Source organism: Streptomyces sp. NPDC050145 (genome assembly GCF_044460245.1).
Lineage (GTDB): Bacteria > Actinomycetota > Actinomycetes > Streptomycetales > Streptomycetaceae > Streptomyces.
In genome coordinates, this window is sequence record NZ_JBITJS010000001.1 from 667,606 (window position 1) to 684,855 (window position 17,250).

Consider the following 17,250-nt stretch of genomic DNA (forward strand, 5'->3'; position numbering starts at 1 on the left):
GCCGGAGCCGCGCGCCACAGCGGTGTGACCGCGGACAGGCAGAGGACTCCGATGAGGACAGCGAGCCACTCCACCTGGCGCCTCTGGCCCACCAGCGGGTCGGGGCAGATCCCAGACCTTCTCGCAGCCGCTCTGCACCACCGCGCCGAACGACACACCGAACAAGGCGAGCACAGCGAGGCAGAACGCCGTCGTGGTCCGCAACGTCTGCCCTGGCAGAGCGAACAGCCACTCGATGTCCTCCCTGGCGGCCTCCGAAACGCTGTGCCCGTCCCTCAGACACTGTGGGAATCCTCGCCCACTCGCCGGGTCTGCCGCGGACACGACGATCAGCAGCGGTACCAGTGTCAGGCATCCGAGCGCAGAGAGGATTGCTGCGGAGCGACTGCGTGGCTGACGGTCGTGTGGCGGACAAATGGGGAGCGTGCGTCGAGCCGGCCACGCACGCGCTCCAGCGACGAAGCCCGGGTGCCGGCGGGGTGAGGTGCCGGCACGCCACCCACGTGGCCTCCCGGCACCCGCCACCATCTGGTCGCGCCTGGTGCCTGGTCTCACCGTCCGCACAAGGGCTCTGGCGCCGTGGTCGAGAAGGGCCGTTCGGACCACTGTGGTTCACGCGCCGCACTCCCGATGGCTACCAGAGCCACACTCGCGGCCGGGACGCTCCGCCCATGACCTTCGCGACCTCTCACGTCCGCGGCTCCGTCGCGGTGACCGTCGGCATGGCGGCTTCCCTCAGCCTCTTCATGCCCGCGACGCACGCCCAGGCTGTGTCCAACGCCGTCCCCTCGTACGAGGTGAAGATCAACCTCACCGCCGCCGCGCTCGATGCATCCCACGCGCCCAGCGCGGCGGTGCGCTCCGCCTTCGGGATCACGGGATCTGGGAAGAAGCGCTCCTACTCCTACTACGACACGGTTCCGCAGGACTTGGCGGGCCAGGGCTGGAGCGTGCGACTGCGGCACAAGGACGGGGCGTCATCGTTCGAGGAGACGTACAAGAAGCGCTTCCCGGTGTCCAACGGTGACATCGACGCCGCGCTCACCCAGGCCAACCAGGCCGGCTTCACCAGCAGCGACACGAACTACAAGGCCGAGGTCGACTGGGGCTACGCGAAGCAGACCCTGAGCTTCAGCAATGACAAGACGCACAGCGCGAGCGGCTACTCCGGCACGTCCCTGCCGAGCAGCGACACCGGCCGCAACTGGCTGGCGGCCGACATCCCCGGGAAGCTGGCGAACTGGGGGAGCACGGGGTGGGGCGCGGACGCTCTCGGGTCCTCGCGTGCCCACGGTCCCGTGACCTCGAACGTGTACTCCGGCGCCTGGGGGCCGTCGGACGACGCGAGCATCGAGGTGCTGCCGGTCGTCGGCGCCTCCGGCTCGGGCACGGAGTACGTCATCGAACTCTCCTTCAAGACCGACGACTTCACGGACGCGGCCGCCCTGCACAAGGACGCACTTTCCGTCGCCGAACAGAACGGCTGGCTCTACAAGGGCGACATCCTCAAGACCGACCTGATTCTCGACCGGTACTGACTGATCCAGCCACCCGCAGATCGGGCCGATCGAGCCGGACGGCGATGTGCTCTGCGCACACGGCTCGGACGTGCGCATCGTCGTCCTCGCTGCCGCCCCCGGCAGCGACGCGGCCGGCAAGCTGCGCCTCCTGTCCGACCTGGCCGGCGGGAACATGCCTGTGCCAGCCGCACCGGAGGGCACGTCAAGCGAGGAGAGCGTCCGGTAGATCGGGAGGAACTCTGCGGCGTCGACGTCGAGGACCGAGCACATCCGCCGCGTCGGCGAGTACGTCGGCCACGTACCCGGAGGTCGTCCTTCGGGTACGTGAGTGGCGCTGGTCGTCTCGTCGATCTCTCAGCCAAGTGATGTGCTGGCCGCGCGCAGTTCGTCCAGCGCGGCCCGCAAGCGGCCGGTGAGCTCGTGCGCGGCGTCGCCGCCATCCTTGGACCACCGGGCGAACGCCCGCTTGAACGCGAGCACGCCCAGCTCGCCGGCCAAGGCTGCGGACGTCTCGGGTGCACCGCGGGCGATCAGCGCGGTGGTCATCGCGGCCGCGAGGCCGACGCTCTTGAGGGCATCGGGCTCCTGCAGCTCGGCACTGGCGGCCACCGCCGCCCTCAGCCGAGGGCCGAGTTCGCGATTCATGGAACCCATCGATGTCGAGGCACGGACCAGACCGGCACCGACCGCCGCGAGCAGGCTGGAAGCCGCGGGCCCCAGCATTCCCCTCTGTCATCAGCCGGCTCAGTGTCTCCTGTCCGGCAGCCAGCAGCTCCCGCTTGTCGGGGAAGTGCCGGAAGAAGGTGCTCTTGGTGACTCCGGTGCAGACGCGCAGGTCACAGCGGCAGTGTCGGCGGCGAGGCACGCCGACGGCTGACCGGAGACGACCCCGGACGCCGGGGGTGCGGCGAGCTGTCGTGATCCCGATCAGCACTCAGGGAGCCACGGCGCCAACGGCTCACGACTTCGAATGCGGACGTGTCCGCCCTACTGTCAACAACGCTCGTGATCAGTACACCTGGTTTCAGGCGGTCGTGCGGGGGTGCGCTCGTGCGGGGGTCCGGGGCCGCGGGCGAATTCGCCTCGTTCGCCGTCCGGGCGGGTACGTTGGCCGGATGGATGCGGAGTGGGGTGCGTTTCAGAAGCGTCTGCGGGAGGCCCTGACCGGGATGGTCGCGGGGGAGACCCTGGTGGTGTCCGAGCCTGATCCGGAGCCCGATGCCGGCCGCGGGCTCTGGCGGCGGTGGTCGAAGTCCCGGCGGTCGGTCGGGCGCTACGTCCAGTTCATCGCGTGGGACGAGGGGATCAGTGCGGAGTGTGTGTCTCGTGCCCACCGCGCCACGAGTGACGAGCAGGAGCGCCGATTGCTCGAGCTCGGCTGGTCTGACCCGAGGACGCATCCGCGACGCAGCGGGCGTTCGAGCAACCACGAGATGGAGATCGGCCTCGACGAGGTCGACCGCCTCGCGCACATCTGCGCCCAGTCCCTTCGCGTCCTGGACGAGGATCCGCCGAACGAGCGCTGGACCTGGCAGAAGTTCTCGTCGGCGGACACTGCCTGAGCGACGGCAGCCGAATGAGCGGGGAGCATCGCCCGCTGTCACAGACGCGGCACGAGCCGGGCCATGGAGAGGAAAGAGGCGCGATGTGCGTGCCCAAGACGCAGACGTCCCGATTCGGCTGGACGGCGACCAGTGGCGCCGAGGGCACGACCGTGTCCGTGCTCGATCCGCAAGGGCATCGCCGGGCGGCCTGCAGGCGGCAGGAGCCAGAGGCCCGTCTGCAGGTCATCCGCCTCCGGCCGAAGGAGCAACAGCCGGTGCAGCTCTTCGTCGGCGAGGACCAGGCCGGTGGGGCCGTCGTCGACAACGTCCGGCACGCCGGCGCGATCACAACGGGTCGATCGGACTGCACGGCCGCAGGCACGGCGTGCGGCACACACGGAGCTGGCGCTCGACGCTGTCGCTGGACGGCCGCATCATCGCCGTCGGTCGCAAGGGCTGGTTCGGCAGGTCCGTACTCGAGCGTTCCCAGACCTTCGACCCGACAGACGAACTCGCCCTCGCGCTCCTCTGGTTCGCCGTCACTCCGGGCCGGCCGGGGAGGATCTGGATGACCTTCGGGGCCGTCTGATCCAGGGCCCCGGCGATGCCGGCCGCGACGCCGGCACGGAAGTTGTGCCAGGGCCCGAAGAATGACGTCACTTCGTCGGACGGGCCGCCGCCCGTGAAGGCAGCGGCCCGTCGAGGATGGGACTGCAAGGAGTCAGAACCCGTCTAGTACTCCAGCCGGACTTCGATGTTTTGCCTGGTCAACGGCTTGGGCTTGGGGAGTGTAGCGGGGCGGTGGCGGAGACGGGAGGGGTTCTTCCGGCTCGTCCCGCGAAGGTGTGACCACGCCGCGTGTAGTGACAACGATGCGGACAGCCTCCGTGCGTGATCGATGACGTACCCGCCACCGTGTGGGACCAAGGGCTGGAAGAACTCTTCCTGAGGATCGGGCACCGCTTTCCCCGGATCGAGCGGCGGCGGCGGATGCGGGACTACGTCCGCGGCCTGCTGGGCCCGGTGGGCCGCAAGAACTCCTGGCAACTCGCCGAGTTCGTCGGCCACTCCACCCCGGACGGACTTCAGCACCTGCTGGCCAAGAGCCGCTGGGAGCCCGATGAGATCCGCGATGACGTCCAGGCATACGTCGCCGAATATCTCGGCACCACCGACGGCGTCTTGATCATCGACGACACCGGATTCGTCAAGAAGGGCATCACCTCAGCCGGCGTGCAACGGCAGTACTCCGGCACCGCCGGCCGCACCGAGAACTGCCAGATCAGCGTCTTCGCCGCATACGCCACCGTCCGAGGCCACGCGCTGGTCGACCGCGAGCTCTACCTCCCCAAGAACTGGACCGACGATGCCGAACGCTGCCGAGCTGCCCGCATCCCCAAACACCGTGGCTTCGCGACCAAGAACGACCTAGCCCGCGCCATGGTCCTGAGGGCCCAGGCCGGCCCGCTGCCCTTCGCGTGGGTCACCGCGGATGCCGCCTACGGACAGGACTCCCGCTTCCGCCGCTTCCTGGAGGACATCGGTCTGTCCTATGTCGTCGCCGTGCCCAAGTCCCAACAGGTGCACGGCCCTCGCATCGATCACCTCATCGGCCAGGCGCCCGCCGAGGCATGGCAGCGCCTTACCTGCGGCGACGGCGCCAAGGGGCCACGGCTCTATGACTGGGCCGCCGCCCGGCTGCCGGCGGTGTGGGAGTTCGACGGCGACCAGCCCACCCGCCAGCGCTGGATGCTGGCTCGCCGCAGTATCAACAAGCCTGATGAGATCGCCTACTTCCTCGCCTCCGCACCCCTGCAGGCCACCGTCGCCGACCTCGCGCTGATCGCCGGATGCCGTTGGAAGATCGAGGAGTGCTTCCAGTCCGCGAAGAACGAGTGCGGCCTGGACCAGTACGAGGTCCGCCGCTACGTCGGCTGGTACCGGCACATGCTCTCTCGATGCTCGCCCACGCTTTCCTGGCCGTCACCGCCGCCCGTGAGCGGGAAAGGGGGGAGACCGAGGTGACGCGCCCGACCTCGTGGACCTCACCCCGGCCGAGATCCGCCGTCTGCTGGCAGTTGCGCACCGACGTTCTCCTGCACGCGCAGAGCACGCGGTGAACTGGTCACGATGGCGTCGCCGACACCAGGCCCGAGCCCGACGTTGTCACTACACGCGGCGTGGTCACACCTTCGCGGGACGAGCCGGAAGAACCCCTCCCGTCTCCGCCACCGCCCCGCTACACTCCCCAAGCCCAAGCCGTTGACCAGGCAAAACATCGAAGTCCGGCTGGAGTACTAGGCGTCGAGTGCCTGATTAAATAACACTCGGCGTCAGCAGCAATGGCAGCGCTTCACACCTCTGGGGTATCCATCGCGAGGCGACGCAATGCCCGCACGCCCCAGCTCCGTGTGGTCGGGCGTGACACCCGTGGGCCATATGGCAACGGTGAGGGCCTGGTGCTGACGGGGGATGCAGCACCAGGCCCTGCTCGCCACCGTAACGCTTCCCTGCAAGTCCGGTTCGGCCGGGGCACGTTCAGTGTCAGCGGACCGGAGAAGAGACAGACGCTGGCGTTGCCCTGATGACCGAGCTTGGGCACGACCCGCGCCCGTCGGGCGGTCTGGGTGTGGTGTGCCGCTTCTACTACTCCGGCGACACGCCCTGACCCCGGCCGCCGTCCCCGGCCCCTGGCTTGCCCTCGGTCAGCTGGCTGGCGGTGTTCTCGATCCACAGCAGCGCCCACTCGACACCGGAGCGCCACCCGGGCTCCTCGCTGTCGTACCGGCTTTCGGTATCGGCACGGATGTTGGCCGCCAGGGTCCGCAGGTCCTGCTGCAGTCCCTGCCGCTTGGCTGTGTCCATCGCCTGGATCATGTCGACGGTGATGTCACCGGGTCGGAGCGCGCTCATCTCCCCACCTTGGACGACCAGTCCTGCTGATGGCCATACCGGCCATACCGGGAGGTCAGCAAGCGGGGGTGTCGCCCCGACGCCGCCTTGAGTGAGGGGGCCGGTGTCGACTGGCTGGCCGGCCGCACTCTCAGTTGTCGAGCGGCCATAGTTGCAGCAGCCATTCCTCCACGCCGTTGTAGAACAGTTCCTCCCCGATCAGAGCGGCTGCCGCTTCCCGGCCACGGCAGTACGCACGCACGTTGCAGGGGCCTGTGAAGCCTGCCTCCAGCGGGGTACCGACGGGGCTGTGATCCCAGGCGCGGACGTGGACGGTCCCGTCGCAGAGGGCCTCCGCCTCTTCCTGCACATCCCATCCGGTGTCCAGGGCGGCCGGCTCGCCCGGCCATACCTCCACGCGCACCGTGGGGTAGAAGTCGTTGCCGCCGGTGCGGAGCACCAGTCCGCCCTCGCAGGCGATGGCGATGCGTCCTGACTTGGCCCAGCCCTTGGGCGGTTCGATCGGGGCCGAGGAGACGGACAGCAGGAACTGCCGGTACTCGATCCTCGGCGCCACCTCGGTGGCAGCCACGGGGTTGGGGTTTTCTCGGGCCATGCTGTTCGCCTTCCTGTGATTGCGGGGCCAGGAGCACACGCCTCCTGGCCCCGCAGTTGTTCATCCGTCTCGGGCGCCGTGCAGCCTCAGTATTCGGATGGAGGGGTGCCGGTCCGCTACTGAAGCACGATCACGAAGAAGGGATCGTTGTCGAGCACACGCTGACGATCGTAGAACTGGCCGAGCCGACGTCCTGCTGTCTGGTTGTCGGCCGAGTCCAGTGCGCGGGCGGAGTAGCGGTTGTCTCCGGCTGCGGCGCCCTGCAGGGTCGAGGCGAACGGGTACTCGTCGCAGTCCAGTCCCCTGGTGGCGTAGTCCGAGCCGTAGTACAGCTTGCACGTACTGATGGCCTTGCGCCGGTTCGCGTCCCGCAGCGAGGTGTCGTGGTAGGCGCGGTTGAGCGGCTGCGCACTGTCGATGGCGCCGGGGACCGTCTTGCCGGACCACGTCGGCACGGTCAACTCCGGCCGGTACTGGGCGTCCAGGATGTGCTGCGCGCTCTCGTTCACGGTCGAGTCGGAGACGCTGAGGTCGTACCAGAGCTCGATCGTCGAGTCGAAGACACAGCCCTTGGACTGCGCGATGTACGTCGAGGAGTCGCAGCGGAAGGTGTTTTTGCCGAACGAGTCCGATGCGGAGCGCACCTTGACGCTGCCTTCGAAGTCGTACCAGCTGATCAGATCGGCGCCGACGGCTCCGGCCTCGGGCGAGGAGAAGTGGAAGTACGCGGAAGGCGTAGCCTTCCACTCCGCCATCGGATAGGTCTGACGGTTCAGCGCGTCACCGTTACAGGCGGACCCGTTGGTGGCCGTACAGGCAATGTCCAGCGTCACCGGCTCCGTGGCCGCGGTGCCGACGATGGAGATCTGGTCCATGAGCGACACGAACTCGATGTCGCGGGAGCCGTTCTTCCCCATACCTACCGTACTCAGCCGGAAGGTGGCGCTGCCGGTCTCCTGACAGATCCCCCAGGAGTTGCACTCCTTCACCCACACACGGTGATCGCTCACCTTGCACCAGGTGAAGTGATCGATGACGAGACCGATGTCCCGCTTTGCGCTCTCGAGCTGCTGGCAGTCCGTCGGGTCCACGGCCAGCTGCGCGGACACCCCCTGCGTCCGGTTCTGGAGGTAGGCGAGACGCTCCTTGGTCACCGCCGCGCTTTCCTTCGCCGCCGGGTCAGTCTCGCCCTGAGCCGACGGGCTCACACTCTTCCCGCCCGGACGGACGGTCTCCACCGTCACGACCTTGGTCTTCCGGCCGTTGTCTCCAGCCGCCTGGGCCGGCACGGACACGGCCAATAACGCCAGGAGAGCGGCCGCCACCGTGGCTATCGATCTTGTCGTTCTGCGCATGACTTCCTTACGGGTACAGCGACGTCCGCGACACAGACAACGTCCGTGCCGACAGCGTCAGTTGGCGAGGGGTAGCAGATGTCTACGTGCCGCCGTCGCCCCGATCAACAGGAGCAAAGGGGCATCGCCGACGAACCAAGGATCCAGATTGTGATCACAACCACGGTTGTACGGATCAAGGTGGGGAGGCCGTGCGGGTCTCGCGAGGCTGGTGGAGTTTGTAGTTCTCCCGTGCACGTCACCCCGGAGGAGGCCGCCTCAGTGACCGCGCTCCTGGAACGCGCCAACTCCATGCGCTGGACCATCACGGGCATCCTCATCACCACGCCTGACGGCCAGGAAACGGCTGCGGCGGCAGAGAGTACGCTGGACGCCGTCACACCGCCCCCGTCACCCGATCAGTGGCCACACTGAAAACGTTCAGTGTCCCCAAGTCGTCGTCCACGATCCACGGCCGAGTCGTCACACCCACTCGAACCGTCGGATCGTCACAACAGTCACGCTTGACCAGGGCACCTCAGTAAGATCCTTTTACGAGCTCATAAGCCCTGTCCAAGGTTCAGGGCGAAGGCCCCCGCTCGTCGAGGCAGCTGGCAGGCATCGGGCCGGTCGCGCTCGTCTCAGCGACCTGCGGTCCCGAATCACCCACACCGCGCACGCGGGTTCGAGCGCAGGGGGAGCGGGCCTGGTGAGGTGAGGCGCCATAGCTGGCTCCACCTTGAGGACGCCGGTGGGGGATCACCACCGCTGGGCGTACTGAGTCCTCCAGAAGCTGAGGGCGGAGAGGGCCGTTTTAGCCCGTGGGAGTTCCCCTCCGAAGGCGCCGGCGTTCAAGAGCGGCCACTCACTAGTGAGTTCCGCCTTGATCGTGGACGCGAGCCCGTTCTCGTCGTAGCCCCACGTGCTGTTGAGAAGGAATTCGCCTGATCGACGTCGGATCCGGCCCGCGCTACTCCGTGCGCGGGAGCCCCAGGGTGTACAGGTCGAGGGAGCCGACGCCCGGCTTCTCGTTCCAGATCTGGTAGGTCAGGGCGGAGGGGGACGGGAGGCGGAGGGCGTCGCGCAGGCCGGTGACGGCCATGCCGGCCAGGGCCTGGTACTCGGCCGTGGTCGCCAGGACGAGTTCGAACTGCCAGTTGCGGCTGTTGTCGTCGGCGTCCGGGTCCCGCCAGCCGGCGGCCCTGATCAGCCGGGCTCCCTCCTCGCCGGCGCGTACGGCGGGATCGAGATAGGAGTCGCCGACCAGCTCGGCGTAGGTGCGCTCCTCCTCCCGCACGAACTGCACGAAGCGGTTGTGGCCGCTGTCCGCGGTCTCCTGGATCACCACGACGCTCCCGTCGGGCAGGTCGAGCAGCTCCTTGGCCAGACCGGTCGTGAAGGCGGCCCAGGCGTGCTCGGCGTCGTGCGGGTGCCTGTCGTTCATCGCTGTGGGTCCCCGTCCGTTCGTCGCGCGTGCGGTGTGCGGCCGCACCCATCGTCTCCGATGCCATCCTCTACGATCCCGGGATGGAGACCCCGACCGGGTACGGATTCTTCGTGCCTGCGCAGCCGAGATCCTCGCGTGGCGTCGACAGGAGGCAGCGCGCCGCCTATCACCTGGGCCTGCTCCGCTGGGCGGCCTCGCTGCTGCCTGCCGAGGAACGGGCCCGCGCCGACGCCGAGTTGGACGCCACCGCTGCGGCCAGTACGGCGACGGTGTACGACCCGCCGCCCGCGCCGTTCCGGTACTCCGACGCCGGGCGGATCCGCCCCTTTCGTGCGGCGACGAGTCTGAGGCAGTGCGACACGCTGATCGCGGGGGTAGCCCTGGACTGGGACGCCTGGACGGCCGCCCACGCGAGCGAGCCCTTCGGCCCGGTCCAGGCGCGCGCACTGATCGCCCGGCACGACTGCCCCGACGACCTCACCGCCGCCCTGCTCGTCCCCTTCGACCTGAAGGTGGCCAATCGTCTGGCAGCCCGCTCGGCGGTCGTGCCCGGGAGCGGCGTGCACTGGAACGAGCCGCGCCAGTGGGACCGGCCGTGCCGAGACCCCGCCGCACCGCTGCGTGAACTGCCTGACAACGTGCGGCAGTTGGTCCTGCCGCACGTCTCCGGTCTGCGGGCGGCGCTGCTGCGCTACCTGCTGACCCCGGACGGGGCCCGGCAGGTGGTGACCGCGACGCACCGCCTGGACCGGCTGGTGGAGGCCGTGGACGCCGGCGCATACCGGCACCGTAAGCGCGTCCTCGCGTTCTGGGAGGCGTTCGGCGCCGCGCTGCGGGACGCCCTGGGGGAGGACCGGGAGGCGTGGCGGGTGGCCGCGGCCGCCGGGCGAGCGGCCGGGCATCAGGGCGGCCTGGGCGAGTTCGTCGAGCGGCTCGGTGAGCCCGAGGCCGCCGGCGACCTCGATCTGCGGTTCCTGGTCCAGGCGCCGCCGCGCGTCCTCGCCGATCTTGTGGCCGCCCTGGACGACGGCGCCCTGGAGCGGTCGGCCGCCCGCTGCCTCGGCCCCGACAGTGTCCGCACCGGAGACGTTCTCCTCTGCCACGCCCTGGCGAGGCTCGAACAGGCCGGTGTCGCCCCGCGGCCGCTCTTCGCCCACTGGGCTCACGCCGTCCGGGGCCGGCGCGGCCCCGAAGCCGCCGTCGCCGCCTGGCTGTTCGGCCAGGACCCGGATCGGGACGCGTACCTGCGGGGCCTCGCGAACACCCGGCAGGATCTGCGCCGCGCCCTGGCCGGCCGCCGCCCGGAGCGCGAGCCCGCCGCGGACCTGGTCGCCGCACTGCGCGCCGCCGGCGACGCGGTCGAGGCCCAGCGCGTCCTGGACGCCACCGGACCGGAAACGACCCCGTGGCCCCGGCTCGTCGCGGCACACACCGCCGGACCGCTGCCGGAGCCCGTGCTGTGGGCGCTCGCCTCCCGCCCCGGCTTCCCCCCGGAGCTGGGCGAGGCGCTGCTCGGCGACCCGGACTCCCTGGCGGCCCAGGGGCCCGAGGCCGCCCGCCTGGTGCTCGCCCGCCTGTCGGACCCAGCGTCCGCCCGCACGTGGGCCTACTACAGCCCGGCGCGCGGGCTGATCCACACGGTCCGCTCGGCGGGCGTACTCGACGACGCCGAGGTGCTCGCGACGGCCCGCCCCGCGAGCACCGCCCTGCTCTATGGGCGTGACCAGGCGCCCGGCGTCCGCGACGAGGACAGCTGGCGGTCGTCCTGCGCCCAGCTCCTCACCGAGGCGTCCCGCCGCTCCGGGCACGGGTTCTGGGAGCAACTCGCCGATCGTCTGCCGCACTTCGAGGGCAACCTGGCCGAGCTCGTCGCCCTGCCGCCGGACCACACCCGCGTCGGCTGGACCTGGCGCCGCGCCGACGTCGAGAAGCTGGGCGGCGTGGACGACGACGATTTCCTGCACGGTCAGCTGGACCGCTTCGACACCCAGGTGCGCGCGGCCGTCGCCCATCTGCGGCCCGACGCGGACGACCCGGCGGCGCTCGGCTTCCCCGACCGCGAGACGGCGCTGCGCTGGCTGGACGCGGGGACGGGCGAGGTCCTCGACGCCGCCCGGATCGCGAGCGTGCTGCGCCCGGCGCTGGCCGTCGAGCTGCCGCGCCTGCTGGACCGCTATCTGGTGGGGGAGCGCGGTCGCACGGACGAACTGGTCGCGCTGGCGCAAATCGCGGCGCGCACCGCCGTCCGCGTCGGCGACCGGCACGGCGAGGCCGTCGCCCAGGGCGCCCTGGGCGTCGCCCTGATCCACCTGCGCCGCTACGAGGAGGCCGTCCCCGCCAACGAACGGGCGCGCGCCCTCATGCGCGAGACCGGCGACCGTGACCGCGAGGGCCGCACCGGCCGCAACCTGGGCGCCGCCCTGTGCGGGCTCAACCGGTACGTGGCGGCCGTGGAGGCGTACGAGCAGGCCCGTGCCGCTTTCCGCGCGGCCGGGCTCACCGCACGAGAGGGCGTCGTCACCCGTGACCTGGCCCGCGCGTTGGTGCGGCTCCGCCGCCGGGAGGAAGCGGCCGCCGCCCTCCACGAGGCGATCGCGCTCTTCGAGGGAAGCGGCCGCGGAACCGATGCGGCCGCTGCCCGGCGAGAACTCGACGGGCTCGACGGACTCGGTGACTCCGAACGGCCTTAACGAGCTCGTGCATGGTTGTTGGTGGCGCGTCGAAGGCCGCGAAGCGGCCGTGGTGTTCACATTCGCGTACCGTCGGCCGCCATGGCGGTCTGCCGGTGGGAGAGCAGTCCGGCGACGGCTTGGATGATGTCGCTCATGTGTTCTCGGCGGCCGTGGTGACGGGCGAGGGATCGCCAGTTCTTGAGATGGCCGATACCGTGCTTGACCTGAATGCGGCGTGAGGAGTGGGCCTTGCGCTGGCGTTCGTGCATCTGCTCGTACCACTCGGGCGGATTCTTCTTGAACTTGCGATGTGGTGGCGTCACCGCGCGGCCACCGGTCTGGGCGCCCAGGCCCTGATATCCGGCATCGGCCAGGATCTCCACGACGGGCCCGTCTGCCAGGAGGTTGACCAGGCCCAACTTCCGGGCGTGGGTGATGTCCGCGGTGCTGGCCGGCTCGGCCGGGCTGCAGAACAGCAGCCGCCCCTCGGCGTCCGTGACGACCATGGACTTCACGGCGTTCTGCTTGTTCTTCCCGGAGATGAACTTCTTCCGGTGCGCCCGGCGGCCGGGCGGCGGACCCGGATCTCGGTCCCGTCGATGATCCCGGTGCGCCCATCGGCGCCGAGGTAGTCGATGACCTCGGCGAGGGTGCGCAGCCGCCGGCCGGGCGCGATGGTGCAGCCGCGTTCGGCCAGTAGCGGTCTCACTTCGCCGATCGCACGCGTAATGGTGGAGCGGTCGACACCGAACCAGCAGGCCAGCACGTCATGATTAGTGCTGTGCCGCAGGTGCACGAGCGTGGCCAACAACCAGTCCACGAAGACCAGTTTGTGCTTCGCCCCCGCACCCACGGCGCGGCGCCTCGTGCGCGCAACGAGGGATGCCTGGTGACGTTCGTGCCACAACGGGCCAACTTCCGCGACGATTTCGGCGATCACGTCGGGCGACAGCCCGGTGATCCGCTGACTACGGATGATCGCTGCACGAGCCCGGTTCCCCACCACGCAAACATGGTCAACGATCAAGGTGTCGACGCGCCACCAGCAACCATGCACGAGCTCGTTAGGCGTTTTTACAGGGTGCGGGTGATGGTCTGTGTCTACTGGCCGGGGCAGTGCATCGTCAGGTGGGTGGCCTCCGGCGCATTGGCCCAAGGCCATGGCTGCTCGGGAGGAGCCGGGACGGGCTGCTCGCCGTCATCTCCGTCCCACATGCGCCCGTACGGGTCGGGGATGGTGCCCCAGCCCCAGTAGGGCAGTGGCCGGTTGGGGACGATGCCGAGTTCGGCGGCCGGGTCGATCGGTGCGGGTCCGATCTGGCAGGCGTGACGCCAGTTGTCCCCGAGGTCGAAGGTGTACTGGAAGCTCGCGCTGAGCGTGAGGACTTCGTCGACGCGGGTGTGGTCGGCGTCCAGTTCCCGGTCCTCGTCCTCGACGTCCCAGTGCCGGTGTTCGGTGGCCGTCAGGCCGGTGGAGGGGAACTCGAACATGTGCAGGTGGCTGCGGTCCCAGCGGGCGAAGGCGTCATCGATGGCCTCGGCCAGGACGTGCAGGGAGTGCCGGGGATGGACAGCGAAGACTCTTCCGGGACGCGGCCAGAGCTCCCCGCTCGTTCCGCCGCCGAGGAGTTCGACCCGCACGCTCCACCACTGCTCTGTCATGCCTGAAGTCTTCCGCCGCCCGCACCCGGCATGGGCGGGAGCCGGTCAAACCACTCCTCTTGGGGAAGCGCGGCCTTCTGCAGGCGCGGCGGCCGGCCTGCCGGGATAGCGACAGGTCAGCTGGAGCTGAGGTGATATCGGGTGTAGATGCGGCTGTTGACGCTGTCGAGCAGGGGCCGCTTGAGGACCTGGGCCAGTCGAGGGGTGCCGGTGAGGGCCAGGGACAGGGGACGGTTGCGGTCGTCGGCGGCACGCCAGGTCCCGTACGGGCAGGTCAGCCCGTCGGTCCGCAGCTGCTGGGCGTCGCGGACCACGAGCGCGGTGCGGCCGGGGCGGGCGAGTTCGGCGTCGATCTCCCGCTCCGCGTCGGACAGGATGCGGGGCCGGGCTCCGTGCCAGGCTCCGGGGAAGAGGGCTGCGTAGAGGGCGTCGATGACCGTGGTTCGGTTCGCCGGCGCCCGCACGGTGACGTGGACGCGGCTGACGTCCTGAGTGCTCAGCACGGACGCGGCCGCCTGTTCTGCCGCATCGGCATCGTCGGCAGTGAGCACCATCATCTGATGCACCTCCACAGTGGAGGCGATACGGTCACCCAGCTCGTCGACGACGCGGGACGGTAGTTCAGGCACGGAAGGCGACACGGCTTGCTCCCTGACGGTTGAGGTTTGCTTTCAGTGCAGCACCTTGACCCGCCACCGTGTGAGCGATGCCGGCAAGCAGACCCCGTCGGGGCGCCGTCACTTGACAGCAGGTACCTGTCACAGTGCAGAGCCGTCGACGGAGCTGACGGCCTGACGCTCTGGTCGCAGGTGATCGGTGACCGCGAGAACAGACTCTGCTATACCAAGATCGCGCGGCCCGCCGGTTCATGCTCTGGCGGCGGGCCGCCACTGCTACTACTCCGGCGACACGCCCTGACCCCGGCCGCCGGCCCCGGCCCCTGGCCTGCCCTCGGTCAGCTGGCTGGCGGTGTTCTCGATCCACAGCAGCGCCCACTCGACACCGGAGCGCCACCCGGGCTCCTCGCTGTCGTACCGGCTTTCGGTATCGGCACGGATGTTGGCCGCCAGGGTCCGCAGGTCCTGCTGCAGTCCCTGCCGCTTGGCTGTGTCCATCGCCTGGATCATGTCGTCGGTGATGTCACCGGGTCGGAGCGCGCTCATTTCCCCACCTTGGACGACCAGTCCCGCTGATGGCCAACCCGTGAGGTCAACAAGCGGGGGTGTCGCCCCGGGCAAGGTTGAGGTTGTTGGCGCCGGAGCAGGTCTTCAACTCGGCGCAGCGAATGCCGGAAGAACTGCGGTGCAGCTGGACGTTGGCTGGAGGTATGAAGATCAGCGAGGCTTCCAGAGTCAGCGGTGTGAGTGCGCGGTCGTTGCGGCACTACGAGGACGAGGGCTTGATCGTCCCCGGCCGGTTCAGCAACGGGTTTCGTGACTACTGCCAGTCCACGATCGACCGGGTGCTCGTCATCCGGTCGCTGTTGGAGTCCGGGCTGCCTGTGCGGTTGATCAGGGAAGTCCTGCCGGGCCTCACCGACGGGACCGCTGCCGGGACCGAGGCGGTTTGTGCGGAGTTCCTGCATGAGGTGCAGGACTATCGCGATCGGCTCGCGGCACGCATCGCCGCTCTCAGCGATCAGCAGGCGGCCCTGGACACGTACCTTCGGGAGGCCCGTCGCACCGGTCTCTGAGAGCTGCTTGACCTTGACACATGTGTCAGGTTCCTACGTTGTGATGCATGGAGATCAACGAGCGGCAGCAGGCCGCTGACCAGACGATTCGAGCCCTGATCCAGCAATCTCACCGGGGGCCGAAGGACTTGGCGCTAGCCGCCGGTCACCCTCGTCCTACCCCAGGGCCGGGTGAGTACCTGATCCGTGTCGGGGCCGCCGGGGTCAACTTCGCCGACGTCATGCAGACTCACGGCACCTATGGGGGAGGGCCGCAGGCACCGTACGTGGCGGGCTTCGAGGCCGCTGGAGAGATTGTCGGTGTCGGCGCGGACGTCGAGCGTCCGTTGCCGCTCGGCACCCACGTCATCGGAGCCGGTCCGGGAGCCTTCGCGCAGTACATGACGATGCCGGCCGCCGGCGTGCTGCCCGTGCCGTCCGGCTGGAGCGACGCCGAGGCGATCGGCATGGTGCTGAACTGGGCCACCGCGCTGGCGGCGCTGAAGCCGCTGGGTGAGATCAAGAACGGCGAGGTCGTGCTCATTCATGCCGCGGCCGGAGGCGTGGGACAAGCCGCGGTCCGCCTCGCCCGCCACTACGGCGCCCGCGTGATCGCCACGGCCTCTCCGGCCAAGCACGCCCCCGTCCGAGCTCTCGGTGCTGACGAGGTCCTGGACAGCCGCCATCCCGATCTGACCGAGGAGATCACCCGGCTGACCGGTGGGGCCGGGGTCGACCTGGTCCTGGAATCGGTGGGCAAGGCCACCTTCGCCACCAGCCTGGCGGTCGCGAAACCCTTCACCGGCCGTGTCGTGGTGTTCGGCGCCGCCTCCGGCGATGCCACCGTGACCACGCACGACGTGGTCTTCACCCACCACGCGGCGATCAAGGGCCTGCACGTCGGTGCACTCGCGACCGAAGCCCCGTCCCTGTACCAGTCGTTGCTCACCGAGATCGAGGCGCTCATCGCCCACGGCGTCTACCCGCCGGGCAACCCCCAGGTCCACCCCCTGGCCGAAGGGCCGGAAGTCCTGCGGCAACTCGAGGACGGCGCCACCCACGGCAAGCACGCTCTCGATCCCTGGCGCTAGGGGATCACCCATGACGCACCGCAACGCCCCTCTGTCTCCCGAGGGCCGACAAACGCCTCGCGCAGCGCTGCAGAACTCGCCCTATCGCCCACGTCGCCGCAGAGCTTCGGACTGTCGCGGCCGACAGCGAGCAGCTGGTCAAGAGCCTTGCCAATCCCGTGTCGGCCCTGTTCCTCATGGGAGGCCGCTAGACATGCCCGTCCTGCCGTCGCCTGCAGAGATCGAAACCGCCAAGACGCCCAAGGGGCGTGGACGCGCGCTCAGCTCGACGAATGGGGTGTGCAGTGGCCCCGGAGAAGGGCTGGAAGGACGAGCTGATCGAGCGCTGGAACGCCTTGCGTCAGGACGACGCCCCGCTGCCACCCTTGCCCAGCCCGGTTCCGGCCGATTCCGTACAGGAGACCCTCGACTTCGGCTGAGGAGACGACAGTGGGGCCACAGGAATCGGAGTGGTTTGCGACAGAGATCGCGGCACGCTGGCGTCCGGGCTCATTGGCTCAACGCGACGATGAGGCCTGCCAGGATCGCGGCATACGCCACGGCCAGCATGACCGGCCGGAACGACTTCCTCTCTCTCCTCATACCGGCAGGTGGAGCACCTGGCCACGCCCGGGCCGGCCCCGATCGGCCGACAGGCGGGTTTGTGGGCGCCCCGTGCGCGGGACCCCTCTGTGTAGCGGGGGGGGCCCCCCCCCCGGCCCCCCCCCCCCCCCCCCCCCCCCCCCCGCGCCGCGCGCCGGGGGGGGACGTTGGGATGAGGGCCCGGCTGCGGGCGCCGCCCGGCCCCCGGGGGCGTGGCA

19 protein-coding genes and 1 pseudogene are annotated in these 17,250 nt (G+C 69.6%); 9 read left to right on the plus strand and 11 right to left on the minus strand.

The window, feature by feature from the left end; all coding sequences use genetic code 11:
- Nucleotides 1–671: 671 nt before the first annotated feature.
- Both ACIBTU_RS03335 and ACIBTU_RS03340 read left to right on the plus strand, forming a co-directional pair.
- The gene (locus ACIBTU_RS03335; protein ID WP_399124174.1) at nt 672–1,538 is read left to right on the plus strand and encodes a hypothetical protein; all 867 of its coding nucleotides are present in this window, start codon (nt 672–674) and stop codon (nt 1,536–1,538) included.
- A 70-nt stretch (nt 1,539–1,608) separates the two neighbouring features.
- Complete coding sequence (locus tag ACIBTU_RS03340; RefSeq protein WP_399124175.1) at nt 1,609–1,746, plus strand: hypothetical protein; 138 nt, start codon at nt 1,609–1,611, stop codon at nt 1,744–1,746.
- A 128-nt stretch (nt 1,747–1,874) separates the two neighbouring features.
- Here the strand turns inward: ACIBTU_RS03340 and ACIBTU_RS03345 are convergent, their stop codons facing one another.
- Nucleotides 1,875–2,165, minus strand: a complete 291-nt coding sequence (locus tag ACIBTU_RS03345) for a hypothetical protein (protein ID WP_399124176.1) — start codon at nt 2,163–2,165, stop codon at nt 1,875–1,877.
- Between the two features lie 470 nt (nt 2,166–2,635).
- On the opposite strand from ACIBTU_RS03345, the gene ACIBTU_RS03350 reads away from it, so the two are divergent.
- The gene (locus ACIBTU_RS03350) at nt 2,636–3,082 is read left to right on the plus strand and encodes a TY-Chap domain-containing protein (protein WP_399124177.1); all 447 of its coding nucleotides are present in this window, start codon (nt 2,636–2,638) and stop codon (nt 3,080–3,082) included.
- Between the two features lie 38 nt (nt 3,083–3,120).
- Here ACIBTU_RS03350 and ACIBTU_RS03355 read toward each other — a convergent pair whose 3' ends face one another.
- Complete coding sequence (locus ACIBTU_RS03355) at nt 3,121–3,399, minus strand: hypothetical protein (RefSeq protein WP_399124178.1); 279 nt, start codon at nt 3,397–3,399, stop codon at nt 3,121–3,123.
- 50 nt (nt 3,400–3,449) lie between these two features.
- Here ACIBTU_RS03355 and ACIBTU_RS03360 point away from each other — a divergent pair, with 50 nt between their 5' ends.
- The gene (locus ACIBTU_RS03360) at nt 3,450–3,653 is read left to right on the plus strand and encodes a hypothetical protein (RefSeq protein WP_399124179.1); all 204 of its coding nucleotides are present in this window, start codon (nt 3,450–3,452) and stop codon (nt 3,651–3,653) included.
- 326 nt (nt 3,654–3,979) lie between these two features.
- Nucleotides 3,980–5,184: pseudogene (locus ACIBTU_RS03365) on the plus strand (IS701 family transposase).
- Between the two features lie 526 nt (nt 5,185–5,710).
- Here the strand turns inward: ACIBTU_RS03365 and ACIBTU_RS03370 are convergent.
- The 4 genes from ACIBTU_RS03370 to ACIBTU_RS03385 form a co-directional block, all read right to left on the minus strand.
- A complete protein-coding gene (locus tag ACIBTU_RS03370) occupies nt 5,711–5,977 on the minus strand; it encodes a hypothetical protein (protein WP_399124180.1) in 267 nt (88 codons plus the stop codon).
- 130 nt (nt 5,978–6,107) lie between these two features.
- Nucleotides 6,108–6,572: a hypothetical protein gene (locus tag ACIBTU_RS03375; protein ID WP_399124181.1), complete on the minus strand. Its 465-nt coding sequence runs from the start codon at nt 6,570–6,572 to the stop codon at nt 6,108–6,110.
- Between the two features lie 116 nt (nt 6,573–6,688).
- A complete protein-coding gene (locus tag ACIBTU_RS03380; protein ID WP_399124182.1) occupies nt 6,689–7,726 on the minus strand; it encodes a NucA/NucB deoxyribonuclease domain-containing protein in 1,038 nt (345 codons plus the stop codon).
- Nucleotides 7,727–8,876: 1,150 nt separating this feature from the next.
- The gene (locus tag ACIBTU_RS03385; protein ID WP_399124183.1) at nt 8,877–9,350 is read right to left on the minus strand and encodes a TY-Chap domain-containing protein; all 474 of its coding nucleotides are present in this window, start codon (nt 9,348–9,350) and stop codon (nt 8,877–8,879) included.
- Between the two features lie 83 nt (nt 9,351–9,433).
- On the opposite strand from ACIBTU_RS03385, the gene ACIBTU_RS03390 reads away from it, so the two are divergent.
- Entirely contained in the window at nt 9,434–12,043 is a 2,610-nt protein-coding gene (locus tag ACIBTU_RS03390) for a tetratricopeptide repeat protein (protein ID WP_399124184.1), read from the plus strand.
- 56 nt (nt 12,044–12,099) lie between these two features.
- Here the strand turns inward: ACIBTU_RS03390 and ACIBTU_RS03395 are convergent, their stop codons facing one another.
- The 5 genes from ACIBTU_RS03395 to ACIBTU_RS03415 all read right to left on the minus strand — a co-directional run bounded on the left by ACIBTU_RS03395 (nt 12,100) and on the right by ACIBTU_RS03415 (nt 14,850).
- Nucleotides 12,100–12,531, minus strand: a complete 432-nt coding sequence (locus tag ACIBTU_RS03395) for a transposase family protein (RefSeq protein ID WP_399124226.1) — start codon at nt 12,529–12,531, stop codon at nt 12,100–12,102.
- 5 nt (nt 12,532–12,536) lie between these two features.
- Nucleotides 12,537–13,031 carry a transposase family protein gene (locus ACIBTU_RS03400; RefSeq protein WP_399124185.1) on the minus strand — a complete coding sequence of 165 codons (495 nt, stop codon included), beginning with the start codon at nt 13,029–13,031 and terminating at the stop codon, nt 12,537–12,539.
- Between the two features lie 95 nt (nt 13,032–13,126).
- Entirely contained in the window at nt 13,127–13,687 is a 561-nt protein-coding gene (locus tag ACIBTU_RS03405) for a hypothetical protein (RefSeq protein WP_399124186.1), read from the minus strand.
- Between the two features lie 116 nt (nt 13,688–13,803).
- The gene (locus ACIBTU_RS03410) at nt 13,804–14,328 is read right to left on the minus strand and encodes a hypothetical protein (RefSeq protein WP_399124187.1); all 525 of its coding nucleotides are present in this window, start codon (nt 14,326–14,328) and stop codon (nt 13,804–13,806) included.
- A gap of 255 nt (nt 14,329–14,583) precedes the next feature.
- A complete protein-coding gene (locus tag ACIBTU_RS03415) occupies nt 14,584–14,850 on the minus strand; it encodes a hypothetical protein (protein WP_399124188.1) in 267 nt (88 codons plus the stop codon).
- A gap of 164 nt (nt 14,851–15,014) precedes the next feature.
- Between ACIBTU_RS03415 and ACIBTU_RS03420 the strand changes: the two genes are divergently transcribed.
- The 3 genes from ACIBTU_RS03420 to ACIBTU_RS03430 all read left to right on the plus strand — a co-directional run bounded on the left by ACIBTU_RS03420 (nt 15,015) and on the right by ACIBTU_RS03430 (nt 16,869).
- The gene (locus ACIBTU_RS03420; protein WP_399124189.1) at nt 15,015–15,380 is read left to right on the plus strand and encodes a MerR family transcriptional regulator; all 366 of its coding nucleotides are present in this window, start codon (nt 15,015–15,017) and stop codon (nt 15,378–15,380) included.
- 47 nt (nt 15,381–15,427) lie between these two features.
- A complete protein-coding gene (locus tag ACIBTU_RS03425; protein ID WP_399124190.1) occupies nt 15,428–16,450 on the plus strand; it encodes an NADPH:quinone oxidoreductase family protein in 1,023 nt (340 codons plus the stop codon).
- Between the two features lie 284 nt (nt 16,451–16,734).
- Nucleotides 16,735–16,869: a hypothetical protein gene (locus ACIBTU_RS03430; protein ID WP_399124191.1), complete on the plus strand. Its 135-nt coding sequence runs from the start codon at nt 16,735–16,737 to the stop codon at nt 16,867–16,869.
- The last annotated feature ends 381 nt before the right edge of the window (nt 16,870–17,250 follow it).